A 21,768-nucleotide genomic window follows, 5' to 3' on the forward strand; every position below is an offset into this window, starting at 1 on the left:
AAGACGAGGACGACATGGACAAGTTCACCACCCTGACCGGCATCGCCGCACCCATGCCGCTGGTCAACATCGACACCGACATGATCATCCCCAAGCAGTTCCTGAAGACGATCCATCGTTCGGGACTGGGGAAGAACCTGTTCGACGAGATGCGCTATTTCCCCGACGGGACCGAAAACCCGGCCTTCGTGCTGAACAAGCCCGCGTATCGGGACGCGCAGATCATCGTGGCGGGCGACAACTTCGGCTGCGGCTCGTCGCGTGAACACGCGCCCTGGGCGCTGCTGGACTACGGCATCCGCTGCGTGATCTCGACCAGCTTCGCGGACATCTTCTACAACAACTGCTTCAAGAACGGCATCCTGCCCATCGTCCTGCCGCCCGACGCGGTCGAGGCGCTGATGAAGGACGCCGAGAACGGCGCCAACGCGCGCCTGACGGTCGATCTTGAATCGCAGACGGTGACCGGCGCGGATGGCACGGCCTATCCCTTCGAGATGGACCCGCATCGCAAGCACTGCCTGCTGAACGGGCTGGACGACATCGGCCTGACCATGGAGAAGGCCCCCGCGATCGAGGCTTACGAGGCGCGGATCGCCCAATCCCAGCCTTGGGTCTGAGAACCGCGCTCGGCCTTGCGCTGGCGCTGGCCTCGGGGCCGGCGCTGGCGGACCCCGTCCGCATCGCCACCTACAGTCCCGACCTGTCGCGCGACGGGCCGGGGCTTCTGCTGCGCGACATCCTGTCGGGCAGGGACGAACAGGTCGCGGCGGCCGTTCAGGTGATCGCGGCGGCGGACGCCGACGTGCTGCTGCTGACCGGCTTCGACTGGGACGGCGACGGCGCGGCCCTGTCCGCCTTTGCCGATCTGCTGAAGGCTGCCGGCGCGGACTATCCTCACCGCCACGCGGGCCGTCCCAACAGCGGGATGGCGACCGGACTCGATCTGGACGGCGATGGGCGCATGGGGACGGGCGACGACGCGCAGGGTTTCGGGCTGTTCTCGGGGCAGGGGGGCATGGCGCTGCTGTCGCGCCTGCCGCTGGGCGAGGTCACGGACCACTCGGCCCTGCTGTGGCGCGACCTGCCGGGAAACCTGATGCCCGCCGTGCCGCCCGAGGTGGCCGAGGTGCAGCGCCTGTCCTCGACCGCGCACTGGGAAGTGCCGGTGACTGTGGGCGGCGCGACGCTGACGCTGCTGGCCTGGTCGGCGACTCCGCCCGTCTTCACGGACCCGAGGACCGGAACGGCCGCCGAAACCATGACGAGGCGGCGTTCTGGCTGACGCGCCTGCCGCCCGAACGCTTCGTCCTCATGGGCGACACCAACCTTGACCCCGTGGATGGCGACGGGCGGCGAGAAGGCATGGCCGCACTGCTGGCCCGCGTGCAGGACCCCCGGCCGAAAAGCGAGGGGGCCGCGATGGCCCCGCGGGAAGGCGCCAATGCCGCGCAGAAGGGCGACCCGGCGCTCGACACCGCCGACTGGCCGGATGCGGACGGGCCGGGGAACCTGCGGGTGGACGTGGTGCTGCCCTCGCCCGATCTGACGGTGACGGGCTCGGGCGTGCTGTGGCCCGCGCCGGGGCAGCCCCTGGCCGAGACCGCAGCCACCGCCTCGCCCCACCGGCTGGTCTGGGTGGACCTCGACCTCGGTCCTACTGGGACCGCGACAGGGGCGTCGTCCCCCCGCCCATCGCCTTGAGCCGCGCGATCAGCGGCTTTGCCTTGGGTCCGATGCGGTCGCAGGTGCCGGGATCGTCCAGAAGCTGGAAGGCCGGGCCGTAGAACTGCTTGTCATAGGCCGAGGCGTCCAGCCCCAGCTGCGCCGCCAGCTTGTCGCCCGTGCCCGCGATCAGCGTCCATTCGGCATCCGACACCGGATAGGCCGGGCAGTTCGAAGTGATGACATTGACCTGCGCCACTTCCGTGATCAGCGCCCGCGCCTCGTCCGCCGCAAGTCCCGAGGTGTCGGGCAGCGGCACGGTCATCCCTCCGTCGGCCCAGGCGGCGCCGCTGGCAGTCGCCAGCAGGGCGGCGGCAAGCATGGGTTTCATCGTCCGTCTCCGGTCAGGGGGCATGGGTCCTACCGACAGGACGCAGGCGCGGGCTGCAACCCAAATGGCCGTGAACTTGACCCTCGCGCGGGGCAGGGCTAGGCGGGACGCGACCCGCATCCCCGAACACACAAAGGCGCAAGATGAGCGACAGCTACTCCCTTCTGATCCTGCCGGGCGACGGCATCGGCCCCGAAGTCATGGCAGAGGTGCGCAAGGTCATCGACTGGTTCCAGTCGAGCCGCGGGATGCGCTTCGACGTGTCCGAGGACCTTGTCGGCGGCGCGGCCTATGACGTGCATGGCAAGCCCATCACCGACGAGACGATGGCCAAGGCGCAGTCCGTGGACGCAGTTCTGCTGGGGGCCGTGGGCGGCCCGGCCTATGACAACCTCGACTTCAGCGTGAAGCCGGAACGTGCCCTGCTGCGGCTGCGCAAGGAAATGGACCTGTTCGCCAACCTGCGCCCCGCGCAGTGCTTCGACGCGCTGGCGGATTTCTCGTCGCTCAAGCGCGAGATCGTGGCCGGGCTCGATATCCTGATCGTGCGCGAGCTGACCTCGGGCGTCTATTTCGGAGAGCCGCGCGGCATCCATTCCGACGGCAACAACCCCGACAACGAGGGCGGCCGCGTCGGCATCAACACCCAGCGCTACACCAGCGGAGAGATCCGGCGCGTGGCCCGCGCGGCCTTTGAACTGGCGAAGAAGCGCAAGAACCGCGTGTGTTCCATGGAAAAGGCCAATGTCATGGAATCGGGCGTCCTCTGGCGCGAGGAAGTGCAGTGGGTCCATGACAACGAATACCCGGAGGTCGAGCTGACCCACATGTATGCCGACAACGGCGCCATGCAGCTGGTCCGCCGCCCCTCGCAGTTCGACGTGATCGTGACCGACAACCTGTTCGGCGACATCCTGTCGGACGCGGCGGCGATGCTGACCGGTTCGCTGGGGATGCTGCCCTCGGCCAGCCTCGGCCTGCCGATGGCGAACGGCCGCCCGAAGGCGATGTACGAGCCGGTGCACGGCTCGGCCCCCGACATCGCGGGGCAGGGCAAGGCCAACCCCATCGCCTGCATCCTCTCCTTCGCCATGGCGCTGCGCTATTCCTACAACGAGGGCGCCGCGGCCGACGAACTGGAAGCCGCCGTCGAGCGCGTGCTGGCCGAGGGCGCCCGTACGGCCGACCTGATGGGCCCCGAGGGCGGCACCCCCATCGGCACCGCCGAGATGGGCGACCGGATCGTCGCGGCGCTGGCGGCGGGCTGATCCCCCATGCGCGGCAACCTGGCGGGCGCCGCGCTGGGCCTTGGCGCGATGGGCGCCTATGCGACCCACGACGCCGTCATCAAGCTGCTGGGGGCGAGCTATTCGCCCCTGCAAACCGCCTTCTTCGTGGCGCTTCTGTCCCTGCCGGTGCTGGCGGTCGTGGCGGCGCGGCGGCCAAAGGTCAGCCTCTGGCCCCGCCACCCCGGCTGGGTCGGGCTCAGGACGCTCTGCATGACGCTGAACGTGCTCAGCGCGATGACGGCCTTCGCGCTGCTGCCGCTGACGCAGGTTTATGCCATCCTTTTCACCATGCCGCTGCTGATCACCCTGCTGTCGGTGCCCATGCTGGGCGAGCGGATCGGCCCGCACCGGCTTGTCGCGGTGCTGCTGGGCCTCGCGGGCGTGCTGATCGTGCTGCGGCCCGGGCAGGCGCAGCTTGGCCTCGGCCATCTCTGCGCCATCGTCACGGCGCTTTGCGGGGCGCTGTCGGCGGTCATCGCGCGCCGCCTGGGCGGGTCCGAGCGCACGCTGGTCCTTGTCCTCTGGCCGGTGCTGCTGAACCTCGGGCTCTGCACACTGGCGCTGCCCTTCGTCTACCGGCCGATGCCGGGCGCGGACCTTGGCCTTGCCGGGCTGGTCGCGCTGTTCGGCCTGATCGGGGCGGTGCTGAACGTGCGCGCCTATCGCGCGGCCGAGGCCGCCGTGGTCGCGCCCATGCAGTACAGCCAGATCCTGTGGGCCACGCTTTACGGCTGGCTGCTGTTTTCGGAACTGCCCGACAGCGCCACGCTGCTGGGGATCACGGTCATCGTGGGCTCGGGGCTCTACATCCTGTGGCGCGAGACACGGGCCCCGGCGGCCCACCGCCTCGTCCTGCAGGCCGAGGCCAGCGGCGAGGGGTTGCCCTCTCCCAGCATCTCGGGCTTCCGCCGCCTTCTGCGCCGCTGATTTCCCCTTGCAATCGCGCGCGCCCCGCGATACCTGCCCCGTCACGGTCGGAGCGTAGCGCAGCCTGGTAGCGCACCTGCTTCGGGAGCAGGGGGTCGGAGGTTCGAATCCTCTCGCTCCGACCATTTCACAACTGTGGTTTGCCACAGTAGTCTTCCTTTTTGGACACTATCCTGCCCTTGCGGCATAGAGGCTGTCGTTATGCGAGGCAGGTTGGGAGTCCGATGCTCGTCGCATTCGGCTCTTTGCGGTCGCTCGCGAGGGCGCCGCACTACCCTACTGAATTCACCAGACCTGCCGTTCGTGCTCTTTGCACCAGCTATGACAGGCTGAGATCGCTAATGCGGACCTGAACCCGCTTGCCACCGAGACCGACGAGCACGGTCGAGCCCAGCTCTCGGACTGACTTTCGACACTTCTCGCACGGAATGGCACAACGACCTTTGCCGAGTTGCGGGGATACACCCAGAAGTCCATCGGTGTCATCGCACGGCTCGCGCATTGGGAGGGGAAACAGGTGATCGCGGAGTGCTATCTGCCCGCGGGGTGACGACACGTGGCAAGGCGACGTCTTAGACGCACAGACTTCGACCGATCTTACGAGGAACGAGGGTGGGGCGCTGATCTTTCCGGTTGAAAACGCTTTCGGCAAATGGGACTAGTTTGAGAATGAAACGCTCGCCGAGGCCCCATCTGTGCAGCAGATCGAGATTAAAGTTGAGAATGATCACATTCAGCGCATTACGACCGCGAAACCTCTGGCAGCCATCTCGGAACTTATCTGGAACGCCTACGATGCGGATGCGCGCGAAGTAAAGGTCGAGCTAGAAGCGGGTCAACTTACAAAGCTCGGCGTCATTCGAGTGGTGGACGATGGAAACGGGATTCCCGCTGACGAGGTCGAAACGTTCTTCCAGTCGTTGGGTGGCTCTTGGAAAAAGCGCGCAATTAAGACTGAAGGCGGGAGGTCGATTCATGGGGAAAAGGGGCAAGGACGTTTCAAGGCATTCGCACTCGGGGAACGTGTAACGTGGATATCTCATCATGCCGGAAAGAAGTTCTCGATCAGCGGTAAAAAATCTGATCTGAAGCGCTTTATGATTTCAGATACAGTCCCGTCAGCGAACACTGGCTGCACTGTAGAAATCGAGAATATCGTTCGAGATTTTGAAATATGGTCGACAGACAGGTTCGCCGAGCAGGTCAGGGATGTGTTCGCGCTCCAACTCTACGAAGATCCCGCCTTCCGTATCATCTATGATGGCGAAGAGATAGATGCACGAGACGCAATCCGCGACGTAACGTCATATAAAATTACGGCGATCACCGAAGATGGCCATGAATACCAAGCCACGCTCGACATCATCGAGTGGAAAAAAAAGGTCGAACGGAAGCTAATGCTTTGCCTGCCCGGCCGTTTCAGTTTCCACGAAATGGCTCCTGGAATTCATGCCCGCGGCTTCGACTTTACCGCATATTTGACGGCAGACCATTTTCAGGACCTTGCGGACGATAACACGGAAGGACTGGTAGAGCTCGATCCGCCCTCCATGGCACTTGTCGAGGCGACGAAGGCCAAGTTGCGCGAGCACTTTCGCGAGCGTGAAGCAGAGCGTTCTCGTGGTAAAATCCAGGAGTGGAAAGCGGCCAAAATCTATCCCTATGAAGGAAAAGCGTCTGATCCCATCGAAATTAACGAAAGACAGGTCTTCGATGTCGTAGCATTGAATTTGGCCGACTATAGCCCAGACTTCGAAAAGGCTCCGCCCAAGCAGCAAAAGTTAATCCTTCAACTCGTAAAGGCCGCAATTGAAACTGGCCCCGGAACCCTGCCTGCAATTCTTGAGAGTGTCGTAGACCTTCCCAAGGCCAAGCAAGAGGAACTGTCAGACCTACTTCGAAAAACATCTCTTACGGCAGTTATCAATGCCGCGAAAGCGGTCACCGATCGTCTTGAATTTGTGCGTGCCCTGCAGATTTTAGTATTTGACTCGAAATCCAAACGTCAGCTCCTCGAACGATCGCAACTTCACAGAATTATCGCCCAAGAGACATGGATTTTCGGGGAACAGTTCAATCTGATGAACGACGACGAGGATCTGTCCGCAGTATTGCGCAGCCATATTGAATTACTGGGTAGTGACAGTGACAATGGCACTGCTCGGGCGACACTCGCGCCAAATGCACCAGTTCTCGACGCCGAAGGCAAAGCCGCTATTGTTGATCTGATGCTTTCTTGCCGGATGCCTACGGCCACCGACGAAGAGCGAAAACACCTCGTCATAGAGCTAAAGCGCCCAAGTCAGAACCTTAACGAAGACGTCATTAACCAAGTCAAGAAGTACGCAAAGGCCGTGGCGCTTGATGACCGTTTCAAGCACTCGAACGTCGAGTGGGATTTTGTTGCCGTCGCCAACCGCTTCACAAAAGATGCGGAGTTCGAGGCGCGGCAAAAAGACAAGCCCCTTGGGCTGGTCCTCGAAATTGATGACCCGATCAAGATACGTGTCTGGGCCAAGACCTGGGGAGAGATCATCCAGGAGGCTGAGGGGCGTCTGACCTTTTACAAACGCCGCTTGGAGTATCAGGCCAACGACAAAGAAGCTTTGCGGTATCTGCGTACTATTAACGCAGACTATCTAAGTGAGGAGGTCAAGGAACGAATCTCGGCCCTTGATGCGAAAGAAGACGTAGCGGCGGAGTAGGCTTCGGTCAGAACTCTGTTTAACTGTACCAAGACGTATCGTCGAAATGATTGGCAACCAGGGTGAGCTCGGTAGGCTTTTCTACTGGAGCTTCGAACCGCAACCAGAATGGGAAATCGTGTTGAATTTCCGCCGCGTCGTGCTTGGAGCCATAGTGCAGGGTAACATGTGCTACGCCAGAAAAACTCACAACAATCACCTTTGAGCGCAATGCCTCGACTTGGATTTCAGCATCGTCAATCCAAGGGTCGATTTCGTACCCCTTGCCTGCCAAAATATCGATGTCGTCGAAGGTCTGCTCGATCAACGCGTTCGACATCGCGCGATAGATATCGGCGACCAAGGCCTCTTTAACGGCACTTCGTCCTTCAGAAAATGACGCAAGTAAGCCCTCAAGCGCTACCAAGGCTTCATCAATAAATGACTTAATGGTCGCCTTGTCGTTTACCAACGTGTCGGGCCGAACATGCGTTGCCTTGTTCAGGGCTTCAATCGATCGAATCGCCGCGCGGTGCAAATCGTCGACGTCCAATCCCAGCTGTTCGACAAATGCGTCTGACAGGCCGCCTTGAGTAGAATAGATGGCCTTTTGGCGCCGTGTAACAGTTTTCGTGTTTGGCTCCTGCTTAAACCAAGCGCATGCGCGCACTTCATCATCTGGCGCGTCCGCATGCAGGATATGCCCGAACAATTCTCGAAGTCCGGCCGCGGCGAGATGCAAACGAACAGGATTGTTCTGATCGTTGGCGACCATGAGACTGCCCGCAAGCAAGTCCCGGGAAAATTGATCCGGAAGACGATCCTCGACGGTCACGTGATCACCTTTCTAGAGTAGAGGCAGCAGGATGCGCCCATTGTCTCGACGCCCAATCTTGCCTGATGGGTATTTGGCATTTCTGTTATAGAAATAGTTCGAACGAACGCAATCGCTCCCTTATGACCTCGCCGGTTCAGCGTCATATCACTGGGCATAGTTGCATCGGCCCCAAGTCAGATCACCGCCCATTTCGGGCCTTGCGGCCGAGGGAAGCGAATGGCCACTCTCCGCCCATTGTGTCAGTCGAGGTCGCCCTTCGCATGCGTTTCGAACAGCTTCTAACCGACAAATCCATGATCACCAGTACGACAACTGCCGCGCTTTAGCTGAGAACCAAGTTTCGCGGCGATGAGGCGTCATACTCCTGGGCTGGCAAGCGCCTCCAGAACCCTTAACAGGCTGCTGAAGAAGTCGACCCTCGACGCCGTTTCCGGGACATGATTCATCCTCACTGCTGCGTTTGCGGAGGCGAGGATGCGCGGGACAGACAAGGTGACGGGATCGCTGTTCAGCTATGTCGATGTTGAGGAGCGCATCCCCGCCCGGCACCCGCTGCGCAAGATCCGGCGGATCGTCAACGAGGCGCTGACCAGTCTCGATTGCGAGTTTGACCGGCTCTATGCGGTCGAGGGCCGCCCCTCCATCGCGCCGGAGCGGCTGCTGCGGGCCAGCCTCCTGCAGATCCTGTTCTCGGTTCGCTCCGAGCGCCAGCTGATGGAGCAGATGCACTACAACCTGCTGTTTCGGTGGTTCATCGGGCTCGGCATCGACGATCCGGTCTGGGTGCCGACGGTGTTTTCCAAGAACCGTGACCGCCTGCTCACGACCGACATGGCCCGGAAGTTCCTTGCGGCGATCCTCGCGCACCGCGAGGTGGCGCCGCTGCTGTCGGACGAGCACTTCTCGGTCGACGGCACGCTGGTGAAAGCCTGGGCGTCGATGAAGAGCTTCCAGCCGAAGGGAGGGGGCGCACTGCCCGACGATGACCGCGGCCCGAGTGATCCGCCCAGCCCCCGCTCCGCAGACACCCCCAACCAGCCACAGCCCGAGACCGAGACCACCCCGATGACCCGCCCCGTCCGCCAGGATCGTAATGCCGAAGTCGACTTCCGGGGCGAGAAGCGCTCGAACGCCACGCATGCCTCGACCACCGACCCCGAGGCGCGGCTTTACAAGAAGTCGCCTGGCGCAGGCGCGCTGCTCTGCTTCATGGGGCACACGCTGATGGAGAACCGCAGCGGCCTGGTCGTCCAGGCTGACCTGACCCAGGCCGATGGCCATGCGGAGCGCCGCGCCGCGCTCGACATGATCCACCGCCACTCGCCGGGCGCGACGCGCCGCCTGACCCTCGGCGCCGACAAGGGCTACGACAGCGCCGACTTTGTCGCCGATCTCCGCCAAGCCTGCGTGACCCCGCATGTCGCCCGAAAGGCACGGCACTCCGCCATCGACGGACGCACCACCCGTCATCCCGGCTATTCCGCCTCGCAGAAGCGCCGCAAGAAGATCGAGGAGCCCTTCGGCTGGGCCAAGACCGTGGGCGGCATGGCCCAGACCGTCTATCGCGGCGTCGAGCGCGTCCGAGCCAGGTTCACCCTCACCATGGTCGCCTGCAACCTCGCCCGACTGCCTCGACTGCTGGCCGCGTGATCGGGGGAACGAGCACGAGCGCGCCGTCCCGCCCGGCCCCAGCAGCAGTCGTCAAACCCGGCAGATCGGAAAAACCGTCCCGCTGCCCGACTTCTTCAGCAGCCTGTTAAGAGTAGAAGTTCGTAAGTCATTCGTCGGCCCACAAGCCATGTCGCACCAGGACCATCTTGGCTGTGCGCCATGCGACGTGCGCCGCCTTGGCCGCACGGTTGCATGAGCGCGTTTCCTGGTAAACATTGACGACAACCTGCTCGTCATAGCGCTTGCGGCTGTTTGCGATGGGCACAGCCCGCCCGGTTCGCCTGATCCACCGTGAAATGGTATCTCGGCCGACGCCATGGCACCGGCTGAGTTCGCGGACTGAGGTGCCTTTCTGCCAAGCGCGCGCGATCTCTTCATAGATGTCAATGCCTGCGTTCTTCAGTGCCTTGATGGCATCAGCGCGCTGCAGGCCAAGGCCGAAGGCGAAGCTGTTGATCGATCGGACCGTTTCATAGCGCTCGCGCAGCTCGGCAGAGTCAGGGAGTGGCGGCTTCAGAGGTGGGTTCGAAAGATCGTCTGAACTGATGATCCTACTCTGGATCACCATAAAGCGTGCGGGCTCTGGGAGAATCCAGTGCCTCGGTTCCTCGGCAACAAGAGATATCTCCTGCTCTTCCGTCTTTGACCGCCGCCGCCGAACCGTATTCATCATTGGCGCAACTACAGCTTCATCGCTTATGCGCTCGAGCTCATCGATAGCAGCCCTATGTTGGGCAGCAAGGGCCTGAGCGGAGGCATGTTGTTTTCGCAACTCGGCCAACTCCGCGCGCTGGTCTTCGGTAAGGCCATCGTTTCCCACCTCTGCGTCGCTCGACATTCCCCATCGCCCCCCGTGCCTTTATCCACATTATTCTGACGGCACCTGCAAAGGGCCAAGCTGATTTCGGAGAAGCTTCGTACTTTGGCCGCGGCCAGCAGGGTCAAAGTGCGACAAACGCACAGGGTGCCCGCCTGACACTTGCCGACGAGCCGCTTCTGCGAATCACTGCGGCAGGAGCAACTACGCAGTCCAAGGACTTGCCCGGCCATGAAGGTCGATCTGCAGAACCACGAACGTCTCAAGTGCCGGCTCCGACTGGCGGGATCTTCGATGGCGGGGGTCGCCCGCGCGCTCGGCATATCCCAGAGCAGCGTGACCGTGGTCAGCCAAGGCTACCGCCGGTCACATCGCGTGCAGAGCGAGATCGCAGGTCAGCTCGGCACGACACCGCAGGAGCTCTTCCCGGACCGTTATGATGTAGAGGAGGAACCAGCCAACCAGCACGACTGACAAGGGAATGGAAAAAGAGGCCCCTGCTGTAACAGGAAGCCCCTTTTAGGCGTCGTTTCTACCCGACACCCCTTCCTCCCCCGAGTCGAACAAAAAGTCAACCTGCCGGACGCGATCCCGCAGGCTAGTTCAACACATCCAAGCAAAGGGGGAGATCGCGCCCGTCTGGTCCTGTAACGGCCCGGACGAGCGTGCTCCAGATAGCATGAAGCAAAACCAGATCGATCACGTGGTAATGCCACGCGCTGCCGCACCTGTCACCGAACCGGCGTTCTCGCGCCCGTTGCCGAGCAGGGCGACGCGCACGCCGCCGCCCCGCTCGCGAGCCAGCAGCCGCGGCCACATTCCTTCGCGAACCGCGGCGGACGCGCGCCTTCGGCTCCGGCACTTTGAAAGCAAGCTCGAGCAGAACGTCCTCTATCTGCTGCTCTCCAGAGCGGATGTCGTGGATGTCTGGGATCAGCCGCCGCCAATCAGCTATGCGGACAGCCACGGCAAAAGGCGCACCCACGTCTTCGACTATCTGGCCACTCTGACTGATGGCCGGCGCATTGCCATTGCGGTCAAGCCTTTCGCCGTCGCAGAACGCCGGAACTTTCGCGAGACCCTGAACCTGATCCGCGCTGCGACGCCTCTCACCTACGCCCATGAGGTCGTTCTGGTGACCGAGAGATCCTACACACCCGCCGCCGCACGCAATGCCCAGAAGCTGCATGAATTCCGCCGTGCCGCCGATCTGGAGGCGGACGACATCGTGGCCAGGCTGATCGCCAACTTGAATGGCCCGACAACCATTGCTGAACTCGTGGCGCAGTCGGGTCTCGAGGGCCGAGCATTCCGAGCCGTCTTCCGGGCGATCTTCGCGGGCTTTCTGCGCGCCCTCGATCAGGGCGACATTCTTCCGTCGACTACGATTGCTCCGGAGGTGATGTAATGATGCAGCATTTTCGCCTCTCCGAGACAGACTGCCTCCAGATCGCCGGGGTGCAGCACCGGCTGGTCCGGTCTGACAGGTCAGGATCGATCTGGGCTCGCCTCGATCAGGACCACATCCGCCTGGCCTTCACCGGAACGGAGTTGCTGCAATGCCTGGGCGGACCTGACACGCGGCTCCTGCGCGGCCATTTCTCTCACAGCGCCGCTCTGCGACGGCTACGCTGCGACCTTCAATATCTCGCAACCTGTGAACCTCAAAAGCGGCGACAGGCACTGTGGCAGGAAACCTGGGCCAAGTTCTTTCTCGACATGGCGGCAACAGGTGAGACAAGCCGCACCGAGCGCTCGGTCAAGAGGGTCATCCCAGAGCTCGAGCGACGGGTCAATGAGGCGGAGGCGAGCGGGCAGGATGTCGGGCGAGCGCCCCGCGCAGGGCAGACATATGTCAGCTTCCGCGCCCCGTGTGCACGATCGCTGCTCGACTGGGTGAGGCGATACGAGGCAGGCGGCCGCAGTCCCCTTGTCTTCTTGCGCAAACGCCGGCTGAACGCCGCCAGCCCCACGCTCATGGCAGAGGCGGAAAGCCTGCTCGCAGAGTGCGTCGTCGGCTATCTCGACCGTAATCAGCCCACTCAAGAAGACATCATCAAGGCGGTCGCGGACCGGTTTGCAGCGGTCAACGCAGCGCGCCGGGAGGCTGGCACGACGCAGTTACGGGTGCCCTCTGCCCGGACTGTCCGGCGCCGTATCAAGGCACTTGACCCGTTCGAGGTCGAGGCGCAGCGCAAGGGGCTGGAGGCCGCGCGGCGCAAGTTCGGCTTCTATGAGGAAGGGTTGTCTGCGGACTATCCGCTGCAGCGTATCGAGATGGACGAGTGGCTGATCGATATCGCCAGCCTGCTCGGCGACAGCGGTGCTCTGGACGGTCTGCCAGCCGAGATCCGCTCCAGGATGGAGGTGGGCCGCAGATGGATCTGCGTAGCGCTCGACTGCGCCACGCGATGCGTTCTGGGGTTCCGGATCGTTCCCACCCCCAATACGGATGACGTCATCCTTACCCTGCACCTGATCACGCAGGACAAGACACGGCTCGCCGAGGCGGCGGGATGCCAGAGCAGCTGGGATCAGGCGGGCGGCATCGGTGTGCTGGTGACCGATCAGGGCTCTGCTTTTGCAGCAGAGTTGTTTCGGATGGCCGTCGTCGATCTCGGCGCGACTTACGAGGCGCCTCCGGCCGGCGTGCCGAAGCTCCGCGCCCGCATTGAACGCCTCTTCCGGACCTTCGGCCAGCAACTCGCGCCGATGCTGATCGGTAGAACCTTCGGCAACTCCGTCGAGCGAGGCGACTACCCATCAGAAAAATGGGCTGCGCTGACCGACGATGAGCTGGCCCGGATCTTCACGCTGTTCATCGTGGATATCTACCACAACACGCCGCATGCGGGTCTCAAGGGGGAGACGCCGGCCAACGCCTGGAAACGGTTGTCGGCAGAGCAGGGTGTCACGCCCCCTCCGGATGCCAACACCCGCCGCGTCGTGTTCGGCCTGCCTCACACGCGCAAGCTCGATCGCCACGGACTGCGCGTCTTCGGGATCAATTACACCTGTCCCGCCCTGCAGGAGGCCTTGCTGCGCGGGCATGCGGGCGACGTGCAGCTGCGGGTCGATCCCGAAGACCTGTCCCATGTCTCGGTCTGCCTCGACCATGAGTGGGTGAGCGCACAAGCGGTGCCGCGCGCCGTGTGGGGCCTCTCACTGGAGGAATGGCAATCCATTGTCCGGGAGCTGCGCATGCGCTTCAAGGCCGAAGCCGTGGTCTCGGAGAGGATCATCCGGGAGGCGCGCGCGAAGATCCGTGCCATCGACGCCCATGCCCGTCAGCTGCGCCGGCTTCAGCCGATGCAGCTGCCCGAGGGTGCGCTGCGCCGGGCCGAGAACCACTTGTATCTCGGCCTTCGGATCGGCCCCGAGGAGTCCGCTGCCACGGGTGATCTCGACCGGCGGGGAGATCGGCAGGCCGCCGGCCACGACAGTCTGCTGGCGGACGCCATCGGGCCCGACCAGCCGGTCGGCGCGCCTCCTGCCAGCGTGGTCCCAGTTCAACCGTTCTCCGGAAATGAGGAGTGGGATTACAATGCTTGACCAGATCACCAGCACCATTGAAGCGCGCGTCGCACCGCTGCGGAAGATCTTTCTCAAGAACAGCGCTTACCGGCACTTCGAGCAGGTGTTCACCGAACTTCTCGAGCGGCGGAGCAGCGAGATTGCAGACGGTGTCACGCGCGAGGCACGCTGCGTTGCGCTGATCGGCGGTTCCGGCAGCGGCAAGACCTCCGCCGTGAGACATCTGCTGGCCCACCACCCTCGACTGGTGCTCGGTGGGCCCGAGACAGAGCGGCTCGACGTCGTGAGCCTTGCGGTGCCGACACCCGCCACGCTGAAGTTCGTGGGGCAGACCACCCTCAGTGCGCTCGGGTTTCCCCTCCGGCGGGAACGCACGGCGCAGACGATCTGGGAGATGGTCAAGGGTCACCTGCAGGCGCGCCGGACCTTGTTCCTGCACTACGACGAGGCGCAGGATCTGGCATTGCACCAATCGCCACGCGAGCTGAAGTCCGTCGTCAACACCCTGAAGTCACTGCTTCAGCACCAGGCTTGGCCTGTCGGCCTCATCCTGACAGGCACGCCGGAGTTGAAGGGCATCATCAACCATGACGTCCAGCTGGCGCGGCGTGTGTTTCCGATCGAGTTTCCGCGCCTGAACGCCGCACTGGACAGTGAGCGGGTGCTGAGCCTGCTGTCGCACTACGCCGCCGCATCCGGACTGGAGCTCAGGTCGGACGTCATCCAGCGGGATCTTGTTGCACGCCTGATCCATGCGGCGCGTCGCGAGTTCGGATTGCTGATCGAGATGACCATCGCAACCATCGAGGGCACCATCCGTGACAGGCGGACGGACGTGGAAATTGCCGACTTCGCCCGGATGTTCCGCAAACGGTCCGGCTGCATCGACGGGCTGAACCCGTTTATTGCCGATGACTTCGAACGCATCGATGTCAGCCGGCTTCTTTATGGTGGGGAGAACGACTGATGTCTCTGGCACTGACGCTGCCGGAGTCGCCGCGAGAGATGCCGACGTCCTTCCTGTCGCGGCTCGCTGCGCGCAATCTCTACACCTCAGCCTGGGATTTCGCTGCCGATCTGGGGCTGGATGTGAATGCTGTCGCTTGCGGCGACACAGACGCGCTGCACCAGCTATGCACTCTGGCAGGGCTGCCCTGCGGCACCTTCTCAGCCACGGTTGTCATCAAGACGAACTCGATGCGGTACCTCATCGCGGGCGAGGCGCTGCAGACCGCAACCTTCAACAGGGGGGCGGGGCATGTCTGCCCCCTTTGCGTGGCGGAGGACGTCGCGCGGGGCGGCGCTCTCTGGGCGGCCATCCACCAGTGGCACTGGCAGTTGCGCCATATCCGCACCTGCACCACGCATCACTGCCCGCTGGTGATCCTGCCGGTGCCCGCGGGGAGCGGTGGACGCTACGACTATATCGCGGCACTCCGGGACAATCCTGAAGCTTGGGCGAAATCGCGAAACACGGAGCCTCCGGTCGCTCCGACGTTGCTGGAAAGCTACCTGTCTCGACGCTGCTATGGTGAACACGCCCCCTGCTGGACCGATCAGCTCGGAATACCCGCGCTCTGCCGCGCCTCCGAACTCTTGGGGTTGCTGATCAATCATGGAGCCAAGGCGCGCTCCCGGGATCTGTCGGCCGAGGATCAGCGCCTGGTCGCCGGTACCGGGTTTGCCGTCCTTGCAGGGGGTCCGGACTGTCTGCGCGCAGCCCTGGATGACCTCCGGCGCAGTGATCCCGCCATGACCGGCAACCAGCCCCATCCGCAGTTCGGCGAGTTCCAGCGACTGCTCGGGTCGAACTGGAACAACAGCAGCGCGTTCGATCCGATCCGGGAGGTCGTCCGCCGCTACCTTGTCGATCACTTTCCCTTTGCGGATGGCGCGGATGTGCTGGGTGAGCCCCTGCCGAAGCGCCGCCTTCACAGCCTGCATTCGGCCCGCAAGGTCATAAGGCGGCGCATGCCGTTCTTCGAGGACGCCCTGATCGACAGGGGCCTTGCCCGACGCCGGGCGGACAAGAGCTTCGAGTTGCTGTCCGCTCTCACCGTCGAGCTTGTGGACGAACTGCGCGCCGAACGGGAAAACCTTCTGCTCGAGAAGGAAGCGGCGAGGCGCTTCGGCCTGACCGTCGAGTCCTTCCGCACCCTCGTGAATGCCGGGATCGTCCCGCATCGGACGCATGTGCGGCCCCACAAGCACCGGCAGTTCTGGGCGCATGAGGTCGACGCGGTGTTGTCCCGACTCACGACTTCGATGGTCCCGATGGACGAGATCAGGGATGAAGACCTCGAGAGGGTGACGCGCGCCACGGTTCGGGCCAACTGCTCGCTGGCCGAGATTGCCGTCGCGCTGATGTCCGGCAGGATCAGGCCAGCCGGCGTGCTTCGCGGCAGCCGCCGGTTCGACCATATTCTCATCAGTGTCTCGGCGCTCAGGGCGGCCTTGCCAAGAGAGGCTGCTTCCGGGCTGCCACGCATCGCAACCTTCAGGAAGTTGCGGATCACCAATGCCACACTGAACTGGCTGCTGGCGGAAGGTCTGCTTCGGTCCGAACGCGTGCGCTCGCCGGACAGCCGCGTGGTCATCGAGATGATCGACAGGGACGCGCTGAATGCGTTCCAGCGGGAGTACGTCTCGCTTGGAGAGCTCGCCTACGGCAGCCCCACCAGCCCGGCAGCGCTTTACGCGCGCCTCAGCAGGGCGGGTAGTGCGGCGTTCCTGGATCAAAAACCGCTGAGCCGGATCTATCGACGAGCCGATCTGCCAATCGACGTCGACACGGTTATTCAAGGACCGGCGTCGGCGCTCCGTTCGCCGACGAGGAGCGTTGGTCTGAGCCAGGCGTCCCGCAACCCGCCGCACGGCGAGCCTCCCGCCGCTGGAGAGGAAGGTGACGTGAGGAACAACGCGGACACACGTTGCGGGACCCTGCAACAGTTCGTAATCTCGCCTGCCAGCACGAAGGGTCAGAAATGTTCGAGAACGCTTTCAACAATATAGACCGCGTTCTGCGGAACGACGAGGGACTGGCATCCGAACTGGACTACGCGGAGCAGACATCCTGGCTCCTGTTCCTCAAGTATCTCGACGACCTCGAGACCGAACGCGAGGACACCGCCGCCCTCGAGGGGCAGACCTATACCCCGCTGCTCGACGAACCGTACCGGTGGCAGAGCTGGGCCGCGCCGAAGAAGGACGGCAAGCTCGACCACAACGCAGCCCTGACGGGCGCCGACCTGATCGACTTCGTCAACCGCGATCTCTTCCCGTATCTGCGCAGGTTCAGCCAGACGGCGGCAGGCCCGGATTCGCTCGAGTACAAGATCGGCCAGATCTTCTCGGAGATCGTGAACAAGTTCCGCTCCGGCTATTCGCTGCGCGATGCCCTCGAGATTGTCGATCAGCTCGACTTCGGCAGCTCGGCCGCCAAGCATGAACTGTCGGACCTCTACGAGACCCGCATCAAGCGCATGGGCAATGCCGGCCGGAACGGCGGCGAGTACTACACGCCGCGTCCGCTGATCCGGGCGATGATCAAGGTCACTGATCCGAAGATCGGCGAGACGATCTATGACGGCGCCTGCGGCTCGGCGGGCTTTCTGTGCGAGGCTTGGGAATACCTGCGCCGCGACGACCTGTCCTCGGCCGAATGGGACACGCTGCAGCGGCGGACCTTCTACGGGCAGGAGAAGAAGTCGCTCGCCTACGTCCTCGGCGTCATGAACATGATCCTGCACGGGATCGAAACGCCCAACATCCGCCACACCAACACGCTCGCCGAGAACGTGATGGACATTCAGGAGCGGGACCGCCACGCCATCGTCCTCGCCAATCCGCCCTTCGGCGGGGGCGAGCGCAAGGAGGTGCAGCAGAACTTTCCGATCAAGTCGGGCGAGACGGCCTATCTGTTCCTGCAGCACTTCATCCGCAAGCTGCGCGCCGGCGGCCGCGGCGCGGTCGTCATCAAGAACACCTTCCTCAGCAACACCGACGGCGCCAGCGTGGCGCTGCGCAAGGAACTGCTGGAGAGCTGCAACCTGCACACGGTGCTCGACTGCCCCGGTGGCACCTTCCAGGGCGCGGGCGTCAAGACGGTGGTCCTGTTCTTCGAAAAAGGGGCGAAGACGCGCTCGGTCTGGTACTATCAGCTCGACCCGGGCCGCTCCCTCGGCAAGACCAACCCGCTGAACGACGCCGATCTCGCGGAGTTCGTGGCGCTGCAGCCCGAACGGGCGGACAGTCCAAAAAGCTGGACGGTGGATGTCGCCGATCTCGACCGGACGACGTGGGACCTGTCGGTGAAGAACCCCAACGCGCCCGAGGAAGCGCCGCTGCGCAGCCCCGAGGAGATCATCGACGCCATGCTGGCGCGCGACGCCGAGACGGCGCAGATCCTCGAAGACATCCGGGGCATGTTGTGAAGGACGTTGCCAGCCACGCCGAAGTCCTCGCAGAGACCTCCACATGGCCCTCCTCACTACTGGGCGAGATCGTTGACGTTCTTGATAGCAAGCGAAAGCCGATCACGAAGCGCGATAGAGTCGCCGGCCCGTACCCGTACTACGGAGCCACTGGCGTCCTCGATATGGTTGAGGGCTACCTTTTCGACGAACCACTCGTGTTGATCGGTGAGGACGGTGCCAAGTGGGGCGCAGGCGACCAATCGGCCTTCGCGATCTCAGGAAAGACGTGGGTGAACAATCACGCGCATGTTCTTCGTCCACGTCGCGACCGGATCCTCGATGACTGGCTGATCTACTACCTCAATGCGGCCGATTTGTCGGAGTTTATTTCTGGCATGACAGTGCCGAAGCTGAATCAAGGAAGGCTGCGAGAAATCCCCATTCCGCTGCCACCGCTGGAGGAGCAGAAGCGGATCGTTGCGGTGCTCGATCAGGCCTTCGCCGCCCTCGACCGCGCTCGCGACCATGCCGAGGCCAACCTAGCGGATGCTCGGCAGATGCAGAGCGCTTTTGTTACTCGTGCCATCGAAAACGCGGCTGAAGGTCATTCATCGAGACTTAAACTCGGCGAGTTCTGCAACATCGCGCGTGGAGGGTCACCTCGCCCAATAAAAAAGTACCTTACGGCCTCGTCAAATGGGATAAACTGGATCAAGATTTCGGACGCATCCGCCAGCGGACAGTTTATAGAAGTAACCCGAGAAAAGATCATTCCAGAAGGGGTCTCACGATCTCGTTTTGTGAGATCAGGCGCGTTTCTATTGACAAATTCAATGAGCTTCGGGCGACCATATGTCCTACGTACCGACGGGTGCATTCATGACGGATGGCTCGTTCTTGAACCTGATTACTCTCGGGTGGAGCAGGATTTTTTGTATTACCTGCTTGGCTCGTCGCAGGTTTATGGGAACTTTGACCGTTTGGCGGCGGGTTCGACTGTCCGAAACCTTAACATCGGCTTGGTTTCGAATGTCGTCGTCACACTGCCCAGTGTACAAAGACAAAAGGAAGCAGTCAGTAAGATCGCGAAACATTCAAAGAAGATACAGGCGCTCGAACGGCTTTACGATCGCCACCTCGCAGACATTGCCGACCTCCGCCAGTCGCTCCTGCAACGAGCCTTCTCCGGCCAACTGACCACATGACCGAGACCGAAGCCGACACCCGCGCCAACCGCATCGACCCCGTCCTCCGAGACGCCGGGTGGGGCGTCGTCGAGGGCTCGACCATCCGGCGCGAGATGATCTGTCCCGGCCGGATCACCGGCGGCGGCGGACGGGCAAACTCGCTCTCGGCCGACTACGTGCTCAGCTACAAGGGCCGCAAGCTTGCGGTGATCGAGGCCAAGCGCGCGGGGCTCGGCCACACCGACGGCGTCGGCCAGGCCAAGGACTATGCCCGCCGCCTGCAGACGCGCTTCGCCTATTCCACGAACGGCCTCGGCTGGTACGGCATCGACATGGCCACAGGGGCTGAGGGCAACCATGCACTGCCCTTCCCCTCGCCCGAGGACCTGTGGCAGCGCTGTTTTCCCGAGGGCAACGACTGGCGCGACCGCTTCGGCGCCGTGCCCTTCGAGACCGGCGGCGGCAAATGGGAGCCGCGCTACTACCAGCACAACGCCATCACCGCCGTGCTGGAGGCGATCGCCCGCGAGCGGATGCGCATCCTTCTGACCCTCGCCACTGGCACGGGCAAGACCTCGATCGCCTTCCAGATCGCCTGGAAGCTGTTCCATGCCTCATGGAACCTTGGCGGAGAGCCCACGCGCCGCCCGCGCATCCTGTTCCTCGCCGACCGCAACATCCTCGCTGACCAAGCCTACAACGCCTTCAGCGCCTTTCCACCCGACGCGCTTTGCCGCATCAGCCCCGACGAGATCCGCAGGCACGGCAAGATCCCCAAGAACGCCAGCGTCTTCTTCACCATCTTCCAGACCTTCATGACCGGAACGGGCGAACTGACCTTCCAGGGCTACCCGCCCGACTTCTTCGACCTGATCATCATCGACGAATGCCATCGCGGCGGCGCGAACGATGAAAGCAGCTGGCGCGGCATCCTCGAGTATTTCGCGCCTGCGGTGCAGCTTGGCTTGACCGCAACGCCCAAGCGGGATGCGAACGCCGACACCTACGCCTATTTCGGCGAGCCGGTTTACACCTATGCCCTGAAGGAAGGGATCAACGACGGCTTCCTGACGCCCTTCAAGGTGCGCCAGATGGTCAGCACGCTGGACAGCTACACCTACAGCGACGACGACGAGGTGCTGAGCGGCGAGATCGACCCCGATCGCGAGTATCAGCAGGCCGATTTCAACATCCGCATCATCATCAATGAACGCGAGCTGAGCCGGGTCCACGAGTTCATGGACCAGATCAACCAGCGTCAGAAGACGCTGGTGTTCTGTGCGAGCCAGGATCATGCCGCACGCGTCCGCGACTTCATCAACCAGATCAAGGACAACCCGGACCCGCACTACTGCGAACGGGTCACGGCGGACGACGGAAAGCTGGGCGAACAGCACCTGCGCGAGTTCCAGGACAACGAGAAAACGCTGCCCACGATTCTGACCACATCGCACAAGCTTTCGACCGGGGTGGATGCGCGCAACGTCCGCAACATCGTTCTGATGCGGCCGATCAAGTCGATGATCGAGTTCAAGCAGATCATCGGGCGTGGCACGCGCACCTTCGACGGCAAGGACTTCTTCACGATCTACGACTTCGTGAAGGCGTACGAGCACTTCAACGATCCCGAATGGGACGGCGAGCCGCTGCCGCCCGAGGAGCCGAAGGGCACTCGTTCGTCAGCCGGCCCGGCCGATCCGCCGCCGGACCCGCCGGGCGGCGGCACCAGCGAGCCGCCTCCCACGATCATCGTGAAGCTGGCGGACGGGAAGGACCGCCACATCCGCTATGTCGCAGCGACCACCTACTGGTCCCATGATGGCCGCCCGATCACCGCCAAGGAGTTCATGGAGCAGCTCTTTGGCGATCTGGGATCGCTTCTGGAGTCGGACGACGACCTCCGCCGGATCTGGAGCGATCCGGACCGCCGTGAAGCTTTCATCCGGCAGCTGTCGGATCTTGGCTACGACAAGGATCGCCTCGCCGACATGCAGCGCCTGATCGATGCACCCAACAGCGACATCTTCGACGTCCTTGCCCATGTCCGGTTCGCCCTTGCACCGCTAGCCCGCTCGGAGCGCGCAGACGCCGCCCGAGCAACAGGCCTGTCCGGCTATGAGGCCGAGATGCGCGAATTCCTGAATTACGTGCTCGGCGCTTACGAAGCTCAGGGAATCAACGAGCTTGCGCCATCTCGGCTGCCTGACTTCCTGCGCATCCGCTACGGCGGAACCAACGATGCCAAACGGCTGCTCGGCTCACTTGCCGACATCCGCAACGCGTTCGTCGGGATACAGGAACACCTCTTCCAGTAGGCGATGCTCGCCGAGCCGGCGCACCATGAAGCGCG

Annotated in this window: 18 protein-coding genes and 1 tRNA gene; 16 read left to right on the forward strand and 3 right to left on the reverse strand. The window is 63.0% G+C overall.

Features of this window, described 5'->3' with window-relative positions:
- Nucleotides 1-14: 14 nt before the first annotated feature.
- Genes leuD through CK240_RS18580 form a run of 3 tightly spaced genes read left to right on the forward strand, consistent with a single transcriptional unit; the run spans nt 15 to nt 1,704 of the window.
- Complete coding sequence (leuD, locus tag CK240_RS01445) at nt 15-620, forward strand: 3-isopropylmalate dehydratase small subunit (RefSeq protein WP_095638547.1); 606 nt, start codon at nt 15-17, stop codon at nt 618-620.
- Nucleotides 611-1,285, forward strand: a complete 675-nt coding sequence (locus tag CK240_RS19510) for an endonuclease/exonuclease/phosphatase family protein (RefSeq protein WP_338048836.1) — start codon at nt 611-613, stop codon at nt 1,283-1,285. The genes leuD and CK240_RS19510 overlap by 10 nt, the downstream gene beginning before the upstream one ends.
- A complete protein-coding gene (locus CK240_RS18580) occupies nt 1,204-1,704 on the forward strand; it encodes an endonuclease/exonuclease/phosphatase family protein (RefSeq protein ID WP_338048838.1) in 501 nt (166 codons plus the stop codon). Before CK240_RS19510 ends, CK240_RS18580 begins: the two co-directional genes overlap by 82 nt.
- On the opposite strand, the gene CK240_RS01455 is transcribed toward CK240_RS18580, so the two are convergent.
- Complete coding sequence (locus CK240_RS01455) at nt 1,658-2,056, reverse strand: hypothetical protein (protein WP_095638548.1); 399 nt, start codon at nt 2,054-2,056, stop codon at nt 1,658-1,660. The two genes, CK240_RS18580 and CK240_RS01455, sit on opposite strands and share 47 nt — an antisense overlap.
- Before the next feature lie 143 nt (nt 2,057-2,199).
- Here CK240_RS01455 and leuB point away from each other — a divergent pair, with 143 nt between their 5' ends.
- The 4 genes from leuB to CK240_RS01475 all read left to right on the forward strand — a co-directional run bounded on the left by leuB (nt 2,200) and on the right by CK240_RS01475 (nt 6,977).
- A complete protein-coding gene (gene leuB, locus CK240_RS01460) occupies nt 2,200-3,324 on the forward strand; it encodes a 3-isopropylmalate dehydrogenase (protein WP_095638549.1) in 1,125 nt (374 codons plus the stop codon).
- A 6-nt stretch (nt 3,325-3,330) separates the two neighbouring features.
- Nucleotides 3,331-4,272 carry a DMT family transporter gene (locus tag CK240_RS01465; RefSeq protein WP_095638550.1) on the forward strand — a complete coding sequence of 314 codons (942 nt, stop codon included), beginning with the start codon at nt 3,331-3,333 and terminating at the stop codon, nt 4,270-4,272.
- Nucleotides 4,273-4,320: 48 nt separating this feature from the next.
- Nucleotides 4,321-4,397 (forward strand) — tRNA-Pro (locus CK240_RS01470).
- A 570-nt stretch (nt 4,398-4,967) separates the two neighbouring features.
- Nucleotides 4,968-6,977 (forward strand): ATP-binding protein, encoded by a 2,010-nt coding sequence (locus CK240_RS01475; protein WP_095638551.1) that lies wholly within the window; start codon nt 4,968-4,970, stop codon nt 6,975-6,977.
- Between the two features lie 19 nt (nt 6,978-6,996).
- Here the strand turns inward: CK240_RS01475 and CK240_RS18125 are convergent, their stop codons facing one another.
- Nucleotides 6,997-7,791, reverse strand: a complete 795-nt coding sequence (locus CK240_RS18125; RefSeq protein ID WP_135058771.1) for a pPIWI-associating nuclease domain-containing protein — start codon at nt 7,789-7,791, stop codon at nt 6,997-6,999.
- A gap of 477 nt (nt 7,792-8,268) precedes the next feature.
- Between CK240_RS18125 and CK240_RS01485 the strand changes: the two genes are divergently transcribed.
- The gene (locus CK240_RS01485; protein WP_095638553.1) at nt 8,269-9,444 is read left to right on the forward strand and encodes an IS5 family transposase; all 1,176 of its coding nucleotides are present in this window, start codon (nt 8,269-8,271) and stop codon (nt 9,442-9,444) included.
- 127 nt (nt 9,445-9,571) lie between these two features.
- On the opposite strand, the gene CK240_RS18130 is transcribed toward CK240_RS01485, so the two are convergent.
- The gene (locus CK240_RS18130; RefSeq protein WP_135058772.1) at nt 9,572-10,303 is read right to left on the reverse strand and encodes a helix-hairpin-helix domain-containing protein; all 732 of its coding nucleotides are present in this window, start codon (nt 10,301-10,303) and stop codon (nt 9,572-9,574) included.
- A 210-nt stretch (nt 10,304-10,513) separates the two neighbouring features.
- On the opposite strand from CK240_RS18130, the gene CK240_RS01495 reads away from it, so the two are divergent.
- The 8 genes from CK240_RS01495 (at nt 10,514) to hsdR (ending at nt 21,733) form a co-directional block, all read left to right on the forward strand.
- A complete protein-coding gene (locus CK240_RS01495; protein WP_095638555.1) occupies nt 10,514-10,756 on the forward strand; it encodes a helix-turn-helix domain-containing protein in 243 nt (80 codons plus the stop codon).
- 205 nt (nt 10,757-10,961) lie between these two features.
- Entirely contained in the window at nt 10,962-11,690 is a 729-nt protein-coding gene (locus tag CK240_RS01500; RefSeq protein WP_095638556.1) for a PDDEXK family nuclease, read from the forward strand.
- Nucleotides 11,690-13,834, forward strand: coding sequence for a Mu transposase C-terminal domain-containing protein (locus tag CK240_RS01505; RefSeq protein ID WP_095638557.1), 2,145 nt, complete (start codon nt 11,690-11,692; stop codon nt 13,832-13,834). Before CK240_RS01500 ends, CK240_RS01505 begins: the two co-directional genes overlap by 1 nt.
- The gene (locus CK240_RS01510; protein WP_095638558.1) at nt 13,827-14,783 is read left to right on the forward strand and encodes a TniB family NTP-binding protein; all 957 of its coding nucleotides are present in this window, start codon (nt 13,827-13,829) and stop codon (nt 14,781-14,783) included. The genes CK240_RS01505 and CK240_RS01510 overlap by 8 nt, the downstream gene beginning before the upstream one ends.
- On the forward strand, nt 14,783-16,828 hold the full coding sequence (locus CK240_RS01515; protein ID WP_095638559.1) for a TniQ family protein: 2,046 nt from the start codon (nt 14,783-14,785) through the stop codon (nt 16,826-16,828). Before CK240_RS01510 ends, CK240_RS01515 begins: the two co-directional genes overlap by 1 nt.
- On the forward strand, nt 16,801-18,249 hold the full coding sequence (locus tag CK240_RS01520; RefSeq protein WP_095638560.1) for a class I SAM-dependent DNA methyltransferase: 1,449 nt from the start codon (nt 16,801-16,803) through the stop codon (nt 18,247-18,249). The genes CK240_RS01515 and CK240_RS01520 overlap by 28 nt, the downstream gene beginning before the upstream one ends.
- Nucleotides 18,246-19,436, forward strand: coding sequence for a restriction endonuclease subunit S (locus tag CK240_RS18895; RefSeq protein ID WP_205957737.1), 1,191 nt, complete (start codon nt 18,246-18,248; stop codon nt 19,434-19,436). The genes CK240_RS01520 and CK240_RS18895 overlap by 4 nt, the downstream gene beginning before the upstream one ends.
- Nucleotides 19,433-21,733, forward strand: a complete 2,301-nt coding sequence (gene hsdR, locus CK240_RS01535) for an EcoAI/FtnUII family type I restriction enzme subunit R (protein WP_095638561.1) — start codon at nt 19,433-19,435, stop codon at nt 21,731-21,733. Before CK240_RS18895 ends, hsdR begins: the two co-directional genes overlap by 4 nt.
- Nucleotides 21,734-21,768: the final 35 nt, after the last annotated feature.

The sequence above is a fragment of the Paracoccus salipaludis genome, assembly GCF_002287065.1.
In the GTDB taxonomy this organism is placed as follows: Bacteria; Pseudomonadota; Alphaproteobacteria; order Rhodobacterales; family Rhodobacteraceae; genus Paracoccus; species Paracoccus salipaludis.